At 56.4% G+C, this 12,807-nt stretch carries 9 protein-coding genes and 1 pseudogene; 5 read left to right on the forward strand and 5 right to left on the reverse strand.

What is annotated here, in order from left to right; all coding sequences use genetic code 11:
- Nucleotides 1–45 precede the first annotated feature (45 nt).
- Nucleotides 46–958: pseudogene (locus tag K5R89_RS18300) on the forward strand (LysR family transcriptional regulator).
- Nucleotides 959–1,055: 97 nt separating this feature from the next.
- On the opposite strand, the gene K5R89_RS18305 reads toward K5R89_RS18300, so the two are convergent.
- A complete protein-coding gene (locus K5R89_RS18305; protein ID WP_017900441.1) occupies nt 1,056–1,229 on the reverse strand; it encodes a YfgG family protein in 174 nt (57 codons plus the stop codon).
- 370 nt (nt 1,230–1,599) lie between these two features.
- Between K5R89_RS18305 and K5R89_RS18310 the strand changes: the two genes are divergently transcribed.
- On the forward strand, nt 1,600–3,828 hold the full coding sequence (locus tag K5R89_RS18310) for an EAL domain-containing protein (protein ID WP_217220436.1): 2,229 nt from the start codon (nt 1,600–1,602) through the stop codon (nt 3,826–3,828).
- Nucleotides 3,829–3,882: 54 nt separating this feature from the next.
- On the opposite strand, the gene ppx is transcribed toward K5R89_RS18310, so the two are convergent.
- The 4 genes from ppx to purM all read right to left on the reverse strand — a co-directional run bounded on the left by ppx (nt 3,883) and on the right by purM (nt 9,334).
- The gene (gene ppx, locus K5R89_RS18315) at nt 3,883–5,415 is read right to left on the reverse strand and encodes an exopolyphosphatase (RefSeq protein WP_004201914.1); all 1,533 of its coding nucleotides are present in this window, start codon (nt 5,413–5,415) and stop codon (nt 3,883–3,885) included.
- Between the two features lie 3 nt (nt 5,416–5,418).
- The gene (ppk1, locus tag K5R89_RS18320; protein ID WP_002913838.1) at nt 5,419–7,479 is read right to left on the reverse strand and encodes a polyphosphate kinase 1; all 2,061 of its coding nucleotides are present in this window, start codon (nt 7,477–7,479) and stop codon (nt 5,419–5,421) included.
- A 179-nt stretch (nt 7,480–7,658) separates the two neighbouring features.
- Nucleotides 7,659–8,300 carry a phosphoribosylglycinamide formyltransferase gene (gene purN / locus K5R89_RS18325; RefSeq protein WP_217259523.1) on the reverse strand — a complete coding sequence of 214 codons (642 nt, stop codon included), beginning with the start codon at nt 8,298–8,300 and terminating at the stop codon, nt 7,659–7,661.
- Nucleotides 8,297–9,334 (reverse strand): phosphoribosylformylglycinamidine cyclo-ligase, encoded by a 1,038-nt coding sequence (gene purM, locus K5R89_RS18330; RefSeq protein ID WP_004201922.1) that lies wholly within the window; start codon nt 9,332–9,334, stop codon nt 8,297–8,299. The genes purN and purM overlap by 4 nt, the downstream gene beginning before the upstream one ends.
- Before the next feature lie 263 nt (nt 9,335–9,597).
- On the opposite strand from purM, the gene bglK reads away from it, so the two are divergent.
- The 3 genes from bglK to upp all read left to right on the forward strand — a co-directional run bounded on the left by bglK (nt 9,598) and on the right by upp (nt 12,784).
- Nucleotides 9,598–10,491 (forward strand): beta-glucoside kinase BglK, encoded by an 894-nt coding sequence (bglK, locus tag K5R89_RS18335; RefSeq protein WP_023290623.1) that lies wholly within the window; start codon nt 9,598–9,600, stop codon nt 10,489–10,491.
- A gap of 9 nt (nt 10,492–10,500) precedes the next feature.
- Nucleotides 10,501–11,931 (forward strand): 6-phospho-beta-glucosidase, encoded by a 1,431-nt coding sequence (locus tag K5R89_RS18340; protein ID WP_023290622.1) that lies wholly within the window; start codon nt 10,501–10,503, stop codon nt 11,929–11,931.
- A 226-nt stretch (nt 11,932–12,157) separates the two neighbouring features.
- Nucleotides 12,158–12,784, forward strand: a complete 627-nt coding sequence (gene upp / locus K5R89_RS18345; protein WP_004201927.1) for a uracil phosphoribosyltransferase — start codon at nt 12,158–12,160, stop codon at nt 12,782–12,784.
- The last annotated feature ends 23 nt before the right edge of the window (nt 12,785–12,807 follow it).

The following is a 12,807-nucleotide window of genomic DNA, read 5'->3' on the forward strand; positions in this document are numbered from 1 at the left end:
CTGAGCATACCCGGCAGGCTATTGTTCTGGCAGAGCGGCCACCTTATGCGCGGTATAAGAGAAACTTTGCATGACAACACTGAACCTGGGAAACCTGGCGACCTTCCGGCTGGTCGTACAGCGCGGCAGCTTCTCCGCCGCCGCCGACGCGCTGGGGATCTCCCAGCCTGCCGTTAGCCTGCAGGTGCGTCAGCTGGAGCAATTTTTACAGACTCGGCTGCTGGAGCGCACCGGGCGTGGGATCAAGGCGACGGCGGCGGGTATGGCGCTGCTGGCCCACAGCGAGCAGATCGATCGGGCGGTGAATAGCGCGGTGCAGTCGGTCAGCGCATTTAGCCAGGAAGTTAATGGCTCGTTGACGCTGGGGACCGGCGCGACGGCCTGCATTCATCTTCTTCCGCCGCTTCTGCAGCATCTTCGTCAGCAGCACCCGCTGTTGACGGTGGGGGTGACCACCGGCAACACGCTGGATATCGTCCGGGCGGTGGAGGAAAACCGGCTCGATCTTGGACTGGTTACCCTGCCCGTGCAGGGGCGCAGTCTGGCAGTGACCGCAGTGGTTGACGAGGAGTTCGTGGTCATTCATCCCAGCCACGAGGCGGGGATCCCGGCGGTGTGCACCCCTGAAGCGCTGCAGGCGCTGCCGCTCATTGCCTTCGAGGCGGGCAGCGGCACGCGGGATCTGATTGACCGCTGGTTCCGTTCGGCGGGCCTGGCGGTCACGCCGGTGATGCAGCTGGGAAGCATCGAGGCGATCAAACGCATGGTGCGGGCCGGGCTGGGCTACAGTATTGTGCCCCGCATGGCGGTGGAGCAGGCGGAGGATCGCTGTGGCTTAACGGTACATTCTCTGGCCCCGTCGCTGTACCGTCAGCTGGCGGTTGTCATGCGTCAGGATAAAGTGATTACCAAAGGAATGGCGGAAATGCTGCGTCTGCTACAGGCCGTGCGCTTATAAATCGCCAGCGGCAACACATGCCTCGTCAGGGATAGAGTCTCGAAAACGGGCGTCTCTGACAGCGGTTGGGGGCGCACCCGGCATCGGGCTCAACGGGTTACTCGCGGGCGGAAGGCTCGACGGTGAGCGTTGACTCCTGCGACGCTTTTTTATCCTGGTGATGGTACCAGGCGCCAATGGAGGAGTAGACAAAGCGTCCAAAGAAGAAGAGAAAGCTGATAAGCAGTACGATACGGGTCATGCGACGGTTAAATCGATGTCGTTTACGCATACTGGGTGCCTGACTCACAAAAGGTTCCTTGAAGTATACCCGAAGATGGGCGATGGGGGTATTAAGGCACAGGAACGAGGTGGGGTCAATTGATGCAGATGTAAAAGTGCGGCAGTGAAAACATTAATTAATGTTATATAAGATAATCGGCGTATTTACATGCTCACTTTATTAGCCAGGGAATGGTGAAAAAATAAGTTTTATTAATGTTGGTGTCAGCATTTGTTGATTTATATCAACAGCCTCATTCTCTTGGCCACTAAAATCAGCGGACGTTACCGTATCGTTATTACTTATGCGGTCAGCATGGGGTGGTTGGATGCCTGCCTGAATATGCCTCGCAGGAGCAGAGGCTCTCTGTAGAGCACCTATGAATTTATTAAAATACTATCAACAATATCGCGACAAATGGTGGGCCTTACCGCTTCTCCTGCCTGTGCTGTTATTACCCCTTGCCAGAGGGATGAATACATATACCGTGCTGAATGGTCACATGGTTTATCTTTATTATCTTCCCCTGGCGCTGGTGCTCAGCCTGATGATGTTTTTCGGCTGGGCGGCGATCCCCGGTATTATCGTTGGCCTGCTGCTTACGCTGGCCCGGGGCATGACGCCGGAACAGGCCTTTGGCGTACTGTTCCATTTTCTGATCCCCTGCGTACTCTGCTGGGGCGGATACCGCATCTTTGTTCCCCAACGGCAGCAGGTATCGCACGGTAACGTCAGACTGATGCCGCATCGTTTGTTCTGGCAAATGCTGCTCCCTTCGGTCATTTTTCTGATTCTGTCGCAGATCGCCGAGTTTCTGGGGCTGCATCCGCGCACAACGGAGATGACCGGCGTCTCGCCGTTTAGTTTACGGTCGTTAATCACCTTTCAGGCGCTGATGGTAGGGTGCCTGACCGGCGTACCCTTATGTTATTTACTGCTGCGGGTAATTCGTAACCCTTTTTATTTGCGCGGATTTATTTCTCAGGTTCGCTTACAAATTGATCCAAAAATAAAAAAAATTGAAATCATCAGCTGGGTGGCGATATTAATCCTGCTGCTGGGGCTATTATTGATGCCGCTTAATGATAGCAGCACTATATTCAGTACAAATTATACATTATCCTTACTGATGCCGGTGATGCTGTGGGGGGCGATGCGTTTTGGCTATCGCTTTATCTCGCTGATTTGGACGCCGGTACTGATCGCCGTGATCCATTTTCATTACCGTTATTTACCCATTTATCCAAGTTATAACACTCAGCTGGCGATCACTTCGTCAAGCTATCTGGTGTTCTCGTTTATTGTCGCCTATACGGCGATGCTGGCGACACAGCAGCGGCTGATCTACGCCCGCGTCCGACAGATGGCCTTCCTCGACCCGGTGGTACATATGCCGAATCTGCGGGCGCTGAGCCGGGCGCTGAACGGCGCGAGCTGGTCGACGCTCTGTTTTTTGCGTATTCCTGAGCTTGAGCTGCTGGGCCGCCACTATGGGGTGCTGTTGCGCATTCAATATAAGCAAATGCTGGCGAATCACCTGCGTGCGCTGCTGCAGCCGAACGAAGCGGTATATCATCTTGCCGGTCACGATTTAGTGTTTCGTCTCAACAGCGAAGGGTACCAGGCGCGCATTCACTTAATTGAGCGCTCCCTGCGACAGTTCCGTTTTCACTGGGACGGGGTCCCCCTGCAGCCGCGGATCGGCATGAGCTATTGCAACGTCCGCTCGCCGGTGAAGCATCTGTATTTGCTGCTTGGCGAGCTGAACACGATTGCCGACATGTCGCTGGCCAGCGGCCATCCGGAGAATTTGCAGCGCCGCGGCGCCGGGCATGTCCAGCAGGATCTGAAAGACAAAGTGGTGATGATGAACCGCATCCTCAAGGCGCTGGAGCAAGACCATTTTGTCCTGATGGCGCAACCTATCCAGGGCATTCGCGGCGACAACTACCATGAAGTGTTGTTGAGGATGAAAGGGGAGTCGGGGGAGCTGACGGGGCCAAACGAGTTCCTGCCGGTGGCGCACGAGTTTGGGCTGTCCACGCGCGTGGATCAGTGGGTCATTGAGCACACCCTGGCCTTTATGGATGCCAACCGGCGGTCGCTGCCCGGTCTGCGGCTGGCGATCAACCTCTCTCCGGTCTCGCTGAGCCGCAGTCAGTTTCCCGAGGAGGTGGAAAACCTGCTGCAGGCCTACAACATTGAGCCATGGCAGATTATCTTCGAGCTGACCGAAAACTATGCGCTCAGCAACCCCGAGCTGGTTTGCCAGACTTTAGAGCGTCTGCGGGCGCTGGGCTGCCGGGTAGCGATCGATGATTTTGGTACCGGCTACGCCAGCTATGCGCGGTTAAAAACGATGAACGTCGATATTCTTAAAATCGACGGCAGCTTTATTCGCAATCTGCTCGCCAGCAGTCTTGATTACCAGGTGGTGGACTCTATCTGTCGTCTGGCGCGGATGAAGAACATGCAAGTGGTGGCCGAATATGTCGAGTCGCCGGAGATACGCCAGGCGGTCATCGCGCTGGGGATAGATTATATGCAGGGCTATGATATTGGCGTTCCGGTACCTCTGGCGCAGCTGGCGGAGGGGATGAGCGCCTGAAGCGGTAAAAAGCCGGGCGCGATGGCCCGGCTCGTATGCTATCCACAGAGGCGATCAGGCGTCTGGCTCTTCTTCCGCAATCTTCAGCAGCCACTCCGGCACACCTTCCCAGTACTGCTGCTCTTTTTCCAGATCCAGCAGCACCAGCGCATTCTGGCTAAACCAGTTGTGCGGGAAGGTCAGCGTCCAGTGGTGAGCTTCCGTCTGCAGCCGTAGCGTCGGCGGCGTGGTGGTGGCCTGACGCTGGTTATTCAGCAGCACGCCGAGGCGCAGCAGCTGGATCAGCGGCAGAAACTGCTTTTTCCTGAATAGCGTAAAGCGCGGCAGGTCGTCGAGTTTTATCGCTTTGCGATGATAGCGCACCAGCGTGGCCATCAGCATCTGCTGCTCCTGGTTGAAGCCCGGCAGGTCGCTGTTCTGCAGAATGTAGGCCGAGTGGCGGTGCATACCGCTGTGGTTAATATTCAGGCCCACCTCATGGAGCATCACCGCCCACTTCAACAGCGCCGCGAGGTGTGGATTGGCCAGCTTCGGATTCTGCTCCTGCCACTGCTCCAGCATAAGGGTGGTGGTTTCCAGCACCCGGCGCGCCTGTTCGCGATCGATGTTGTACTGATTCGCCAGACTCTGCGCCGTGCGGCTACGAATATCCTGGTGGCGGAAACGGCCTTCCATTTCGTACAGCACGCCTTCACGCAGCGCGCCATCAGACAGACGAAGCTCTTTAATGGCTAACGCGTCAAACACGCCGCACAGGATCGCCAGCCCCGGGGCAAAGACCGCTTTACGGTCTTCCGAGAGGCCGGGCAGGCTGAGCGCGTCGAAGTTTTTATGTTTCAGCAGCTCACTGACCAGCATTTCGAGGCGTTCCGGCGTAATAAACCCGTCCTTCTCGCCCATCGCCACCAGCACTTCCTGGGCGGCTTTAATGGTGCCGGAGGCGCCCAGCGCCACGGTCCATCCCTGAATACGGAACTGCCAGGCCAGGGTTTCCAGCTTTTGCACCGCCGCCAGGCGAGCGCGCTGGAAATTTTCCTTATTGATCGTCCCGCCCGGGAAGTAGGCCTGGGAGAAACTCACGCACCCCATGCGGCGGCTTTCCACCAGGCGGGGCTCAAAATCTTCACCGATGACCAGCTCGGTCGAACCGCCGCCGATATCAATCACCAGCTTACGGCCGCGCTCCGGCTGCGTGTGCTCCACGCCCATAAATATCAGGCGCGCTTCTTCATTACCGGAGATGATCTCGATCGGGTAGGGGATCACTTTTTCCGCGCGTTTAAGAAACTCCGCCGCATTGGTCGCCTGACGCAGCGTATGCGTCCCGACGATGCAGACGCTGGAGGGAGAAAATCCCTGCAGGCGTTCGGCAAACAGCGACAGGCAGTTCAGCCCGCGGGTCATGGCTTCTTCGCTCAACACCGAGTTTTCATCGAGGCCATCGGCCAGATGTACGCGCTGTTTCAGGCGTCCGATGATCTGCATGGCGCCGTCGACGACACGGGCGATCACCATATGAAAACTGTTCGAACCAAGGTCAACCGCAGCGAACTCCTGCGGTCGAGGGGTTTTTTCGTTTATTGGCATAGGTTAGTCGGGTTGTTCGAGTGATTTGAGATAATCGTAAATCGCCATCTGAGCGCGCACTTTACGGCGATTGCCGCGCGGCACATAGCGATTACTCAGTTCTTTATCAAGATAGCGCGCTTTTACCGTATCGTTGAACAGGATATCAAAAATATCCAGCACCCGCTGTTTCAGGCGCGGGTCGAGCAGCGGGGCGGCAACTTCGATACGATAATCGATATTACGCGTCATCCAGTCGGCAGAGGAGAGCCAGACCTGCTTATCGCCACCGTTTTCAAAACAGTAGACCCGGTCGTGCTCGAGGAAACGGTCCACAATGCTGATGACGCGAATATTTTCGCTGATGCCTTCCAGACCGGGGATCAGCGAGCACATGCCGCGGATCAACAGGTTGACCGGCACGCCGGAGCTGGAGGCGGCATACAGTCTGTCCACCAGCCCTTTGTCCACCAGGTTGTTCAGCTTCAGGGTAATACCGGACGGTTGCCCGTTCTGCGCATTAGCGATCTCGCGGTCGATCATCTCATACAGCAGACGACGCGAGTTCTGCGGCGACACCAGCAGGTAATCGAAGCTGACCGGGCGGTAGGGGTTTTCAATAAAGTTAAACACCCGGCGGACTTCATTGGTAATGCGTGCATCGGCGGTTAACAGCGAATAGTCGGTATAGATCCGCGCGGTCTTCTCGTTGAAGTTACCGGTGCCGATGTGGGCGTAGCGCACCACCTCATCGCCTTCTTTACGCGAGATAAGGAACAGCTTGGCGTGGATCTTCAGGCCCGGCGCGGAGAAGATAACGTGAACGCCCGCTTCCGTCAGGCGTTTCGCCCAGTGAATGTTGGCCTCTTCGTCAAAACGCGCCTGCAGCTCCACCACCACGGTGACTTTTTTACCGTTGTGGGCGGCGTGGATCATCGCGTCGATGATGCGCGAATCCTTGGCCACGCGGTAGATGTTGATTTTGATCGCCAGTACGCTGGGGTCGAACGAGGCCTGGCGAAGCAGCTCCAGCACATGCTCAAAAGTATGATAGGGGTAGTAGAGCAGCACATCGCGTTCGCGAATGGCGTCGAAGCCGTTGCGGAATTTATCAAACCACAGATGACGCAGGCGCGGCATAGGTTTATTGACCAGATTGGCCTTACCCACGTTCGGGAAGCCGATAAAGTCTTTAAAGTTGTGATAGCGGCCGCCCGGCAGCATTGAGTCATAGTTGGAGATGGAGAGCTTATCGCGCAGCATTTCGACCATCGCGTCCGGCATATCGCGCTGGTAGACGAAGCGAACCGGCTCGGCGGTCAGGCGTTGTTTCAGGCTGGAGGACATCAGCTCCATCAGGCTCGACTCCATCTCATGCACCAGATCGTACTCGGCGTCACGGGTCATTTTCATCGAGTAGGCGTTCAGCGCATCGTAATCAAAGAAGCCTTTAAAGATGTCGTCCAGGCAATATCGCAGAATGTTATCCAGCAGGATCATTGGCTTACGGCGACGAGGCGCTTCCGGCGGCAGGTTTACGAAGCGCGGGACCTTATCCGACGGAATTTCCAGCAGGGCATAGTTGATGTTTTCCCCGCGGATAATCTCCACCGCCAGATAGGTGTAATCATCTTTCAGAAACTGCACGAGGTCCGTTTCGCGGTTAATCAGGATCGGCGAGATATGCTGGCGCAAATACTGTTTAAAGTAGTTGCGCAGCCAGGCCTGCTGATTGACGGACAGCTGACGCTCATTGATCAGGAAGATCTGGTTGCGCGCCATCTCCAGCAGCAGTTCGTTATACAGACTATCGAATTCCTGATCGGCCTTCAGAACGCGGGCCTGGATTTTGCCTAACAGGTGGCGAGAATGGGCGGTACTGCCTTGTTCTTCACTGATAATAATCCGGCGCTTAAGCTCAGCGAAGCGCACTTTGTAAAACTCATCAAGGTTGTTGGAGTAGATCCCTAAGAAGCGCATGCGCTCAATCAGCGGGTTACTCTTGTCCGCCGCTTCCTGCAGCACGCGCTCGTTAAAAGACAACCAGCTGAGTTCTTTTTCGATGTATAGCTTTTCCTGGCCCATTACCGCTCACACTCCGTTTTACTCACAGGACGTAGACTATTATGACGAATTTTTCTGCATAGCGATTTACTGTGTCACAACTATATGACAGTAAGAAGAATTATTTCTGTGAGATGTTTGATTAATAAACAATTTTAATTAAAAAAAAGCCCCGCGATGGCGAAAGGCGGGGCTGTTGTTCATTCTTCAGCGGCATAGCCCTGGCGGGGAAGCTGTCGTTCATCCAGCCAGGCGTGGTTGCCCTCCATGCGCAGACGTCCCTCAACGAACCAGCTTATCACCAGCGGATAAATGGCATGTTCCTGGGTCTGAACCCGCGCCGTGACCTCTTCCTCGCTGTCGCCAGCAAAGACCGGCACTTTGGCCTGCAGGATAACCGGACCGCCGTCCAGCTCGTCGGTGACGAAGTGCACCGAGGTCCCATGCTCCTCGTCACCGTTTTCCAGCACCTGGCGATGGGTATGCAGGCCAGGATACTTCGGCAGTAACGAAGGGTGGATGTTCAGCAGACGTCCCTGATAGTGGCTGACGAAGGCGGGGCTAAGGATACGCATATAGCCCGCCAGCACCACCAGATCCGGGGCGTAGGCGTCAATTTCATGCATCAGCTGACGATCGAACGCTTCCCGGTCGGCAAACTGACTTTGCGCCAGCGCGTGGGCCGGGATCCCGGCCGCGCGCGCGCGCTCAAGGCCGAACGCATCGGCCTTGTTACTGAATACCGCACGCAGGGTGCCGTTGATCTGTTTCCGGCCGCAGGCGTCGATGATCGCCTGCAAATTACTGCCGCTACCGGAAATCAGCACCACAATGTTTTTCATGCAATGACCACACGCTGTTCGGAATCGGAGGCTTTGATATACCCGATTTTCCACGCGTTTTCACCTTTCTCGTTCAGCAGGGCAATGGCCTTGTCTGCTTCTGCAGCCGGCAGGGCGATAACCATCCCCACGCCGCAGTTAAAGGTACGGTACATCTCATGCTGGCTGACGTTACCGGCGGTTTGCAGCCAGTTGAAGACGGACGGCCACTGCCAGGAAGACTCATCAATCACCGCCTGGGTGTTGTCCGGCAGCACGCGCGGAATATTTTCCCAGAAGCCGCCGCCGGTCAGATGGGCGATGGCGTGGACGTCAACGCTGGCAATCAGGTCGAGAACCGATTTCACATAGATACGGGTCGGCGCCAGCAGATGGTCGGCCAGCGGTTTGCCGTCAAGGTCGGTGGTCTGCGGGTCAACGCCGCTAACTTCAATAATCTTACGCACCAGCGAATAGCCGTTAGAGTGCGGGCCGCTGGAGGCCAGCGCCACCAGCACGTCGCCGTCAGCGACTTTGCTGCCGTCGATGATTTCTGATTTTTCCACCACCCCGACGCAAAAACCCGCCACGTCGTAATCTTCGCCGTGGTACATCCCCGGCATCTCTGCGGTCTCACCGCCCACCAGCGCGCAACCGGACTGCAGGCAGCCTTCGGCGATGCCGTTGATGACGCTGGCTGCGGTATCGACGTCCAGTTTACCGGTGGCGTAATAATCAAGGAAAAACAGCGGCTCAGCGCCCTGAACCACCAGGTCGTTCACGCACATGGCGACAAGGTCGATGCCGATGGTGTCGTGACGCTTCAGATCCATTGCCAGACGCAGCTTGGTACCGACGCCGTCGGTGCCGGAGACCAGTACCGGCTCGCGGTATTTCTGCGGCAGTGCGCACAGCGCGCCGAATCCGCCCAGTCCACCCATCACTTCCGGGCGACGGGTTTTCTTCACCACGCCCTTAATACGGTCGACGAGAGCGTTGCCTGCATCAATATCCACGCCGGCATCTTTATAGCTGAGAGAGGTTTTGTCGGTCACTGCGAAGTCTCCACGCGTTTGCGGTAAGCAAGAAAAATCGGCGCAATTCTAACAGGGAAAGCAAACGTTTGCGAGCCTGCTTTACAGTCGGCGTAAAACCGTTGGCGGATGGTCAAATTTGATACTGCTCACGAAAATGAAACCGGGTACAGCCTTGTGCTTGCCTCAGTGCCAGGGAATCCTCATCATACGACTGAAACCGGTTTCTTTGGTTGGCCGCCGTGTGGATCACCGGTGCATTATGCTCGACAGGGGAGGGATGAATGAAGATTGCGGCATTTGATATCGGCGGCACCGCGCTAAAGATGGGCGTCATGACCCGCGACGGCAGGCTGCTGGAAACCGCGAAGCAGTCAATCAATGACAGCGATGGCGATCATATCTTACAGACCATCCTGTCGTGGCTGGCGGCCCACCCGTCGTGCGAAGGTATAGCCATCAGCGCGCCGGGCTATGTCGATCCCCACAGCGGCTTTATCACCATGGGCGGCGCTATCCGTCGATTTGACAACTTCGCCATGAAATCGTGGCTCGAGACGCGAACCGGGCTGCCGGTCTCGGTGGAAAACGACGCCAACTGTGTGCTGCTGGCCGAGCGCTGGCAGGGCAAAGCGGCGGAAATGGCCAATTTTCTGGTGCTCACTATCGGCACTGGCATCGGTGGAGCGATTTTTTGCCAACATCAGCTGATCCACGGGGCGCGTTTTCGCGCCGGTGAGTTCGGCTATATGCTAACCGATCGTCCCGGCGGACGCGATCCCCGTCGCTACTCGATGAATGAAAACTGCACCCTGCGGGTGCTGCGCCATCGCTATGCGGAACATATTGGCGCGCCGCTGGATAGCGTCACTGGTGAAATGATTTTTGACCGCTACGACGCCGGCGACCCGGTTTGCCAGCGTTTGGTCGCCGAGTTCTTCAATGGCCTGGGCCATGGCCTTTATAACCTCGTCAATATCTTCGATCCGCAGACTATTTTTATCGGCGGCGGCATTGTGGAACGCCCTGGATTTCTGACGCTGCTGCGCCAGCATCTGGCCTGGTTTGGCATTGCCGACTATCTCGATACCGTCAGTCACGGCAATGATGCAGGCCTGATTGGCGCGGTTTACCATTTCAATCAGCACTATCGTTCGCCTGGCGACGATCGACCTTAGGGAGAGATTATGTCCGGATTTAAAGAAGGTTTTCTGTGGGGCGGCGCGGTGGCGGCGCATCAGTTAGAGGGCGGCTGGCAGGAGGGGGGCAAGGGGGTCAGCGTGGCGGATGTCATGACCGCCGGCGCCCACGGGGTGCCGCGGGAAATCACCGATGGCGTGGTAGCGGGGAAAAACTACCCGAACCATGAGGCGATCGATTTTTATCATCGCTACCCGCAGGACCTGGCGCTGTTTGCCGAAATGGGCTTTAAATGTTTCCGCACCTCGATTGCCTGGACGCGTATTTTCCCGCAGGGCGATGAACAGGAGCCGAACGAGGCTGGCCTGCAGTTTTATGACGATCTGTTCGACGAATGTCTGAAACACGGTATTGAACCGGTCATTACGCTGTCGCATTTTGAAATGCCCTATCACCTGGTCACCGAGTACGGCGGCTGGCGTAACCGCAAGCTGATCGACTTTTTCGTGCGCTTCGCCAGGGTCGTCTTCACCCGCTACCAGCATAAAGTGAAGTACTGGATGACCTTCAACGAGATCAACAACCAGGCCAACTACCATGAGGACTTTGCCCCCTTCACCAACTCCGGTCTGAAGTATGTGCCGGGTGAAGATCGGGAACCGGTGATGTACCAGGCCGCACATTATGAGCTGGTGGCCAGCGCGCTGGCGGTGAAAGCGGCGCGCGAGATCAACCCTGCTCTGCAGATAGGCTGCATGATCGCCATGTGTCCCATCTATCCGCTGACCTGCGCGCCGGACGATATGATGATGGCGATGAACGCCATGCACCGCCGGTACTGGTTCACCGACGTCCACGTGCGCGGCCGCTATCCGCAGCATCTGCTCAACTATTTTGCCCGCCGCGGCTTTAGCCTGGACATGACCGAAGCCGATCGTCAGGCGTTAACCGAAGGCTGTGTCGACTACATCGGCTTTAGCTACTATATGTCCTTCGCCACCAAAGCCACCGAAGACAACCCATTGCTCGATTATGATGAAACCACCAGCCTGGTCTCCAACCCGTACGTGAAAAAGTCGGACTGGGGCTGGCAGATAGATCCGGTCGGCCTGCGCTATTCGCTGAACTGGTTCTGGGATCACTATCAGCTACCGCTGTTTATTGTCGAAAACGGTTTTGGCGCGATCGATGTTCGTGAAGCGGACGGCAGCGTGGATGACCAGTACCGTATCGATTATCTCTCCGCCCATATCGCGGAGATGAAAAAGGCGGTGGTCGAAGATGGTGTTGACCTGATGGGCTATACCCCGTGGGGCTGTATCGATCTGGTTTCCGCCGGCACGGGGGAGATGAAAAAACGCTACGGCTTTATCTACGTGGATAAAGATAATGAAGGCAACGGCACGCTGGACCGCAGTAAGAAGAAGTCGTTCGACTGGTATAAGAAGGTGATTGCCAGCAACGGGGAGCAGCTATAATTTCCCGATGGCGCTGCGCTTATCGAGCCTGCGTGGTTTCCAGTCCGGGTAAGCGTTAGCGCCGCCCGGCAGAACCCCGCGCTAAAACCGGAGCCTCGTCTCCGGTTTTTTTGTCTCTAAATCACTTTGCTTGATATACGTCAAGCAAGATGGGTATGGCCTAATCCGAAAAAAGCGGTATAATCCCGCGATTTTTTTTGTGGCTGCCCCTCAGAGGAGAAAGAGAATGAAGATTGTGGAAGTCAAACACCCACTCGTCAAACACAAGCTGGGCCTGATGCGCGAGCACGACATCAGCACCAAACGCTTCCGTGAACTCGCCTCAGAAGTGGGCAGCTTACTGACTTATGAAGCCACCGCCGATCTGGCAACCGAGAAAGTGACCATCGAGGGCTGGAACGGCCCGGTGGAAGTTGAGCAGATCAAGGGCAAGAAAATTACCGTCGTGCCTATCCTGCGCGCAGGCCTCGGCATGATGGAAGGGGTGCTTGAGCACGTGCCAAGCGCGCGTATCAGCGTGGTGGGTATTTATCGCAATGAAGAAACCCTTGAGCCGGTACCTTACTTCCAGAAGCTGGTGTCCAACATCGATGAGCGGATGGCGCTGGTGGTTGACCCGATGCTGGCCACCGGTGGGTCGATGATCGCCACTATCGATCTGCTGAAAAACGCCGGCTGCACCAGCATCAAGGTGCTGGTGCTGGTGGCGGCGCCGGAAGGGATTGCCGCGCTGGAGAAAGCGCACCCGGACGTTGAGCTGTATACCGCCTCTGTCGATAAGGGACTGAACGAGCACGGGTACATCATTCCCGGTCTCGGCGATGCCGGCGACAAGATCTTTGGTACGAAATAATCGAATAACGATAAATAAGCCGA

Origin of the sequence: Klebsiella sp. TF21-TM, from assembly GCF_019753495.1 — a bacterium.
Classification (GTDB): domain Bacteria; phylum Pseudomonadota; class Gammaproteobacteria; order Enterobacterales; family Enterobacteriaceae; genus Klebsiella; species Klebsiella quasipneumoniae.